This is a genomic window from Cupriavidus sp. SIMBA_020 (genome assembly GCF_046535395.1).
In the GTDB taxonomy this organism is placed as follows: Bacteria; Pseudomonadota; Gammaproteobacteria; order Burkholderiales; family Burkholderiaceae; genus Cupriavidus; species Cupriavidus campinensis.
In genome coordinates this window covers 1-249 of the sequence record NZ_JAWRWU010001289.1, presented here as the reverse complement: position 1 = coordinate 249, position 249 = coordinate 1, and the positions used below count along the sequence as shown (strand labels likewise).

At 66.7% G+C, this 249-nt stretch carries 1 protein-coding gene; it reads left to right on the top strand.

All coding sequences use genetic code 11. The annotated features are described in order from the left end of the window. Positions 1-249, top strand: a 249-nt coding sequence (locus SB751_RS33660) for a MerR family transcriptional regulator (RefSeq protein ID WP_410749452.1), incomplete at both ends; no start/stop codon positions are given.

Sequence of the window (249 nt, the reverse complement as noted above, 5' to 3'; positions counted from 1 at the left end):
CTGGCCAAGCGCAGCGGCCTCACCGTCCGCACGCTGCACCACTATCACGCGATCGGCCTCTTGACGCCTTCGGCGCGCGCCGACAACGGCTACCGGCTATACGGCCGCGACGACATTGCCCGACTGCATCAGATTCAGGCCCTGCGTCGCTTCGGACTGCCGCTGGCTGAAATCGGCGCCACCCTGGACCAGCCCGGTACGCCGCTGGACGAGATCATCGCGAAACAGATCACGATGCTCGACCGCCAG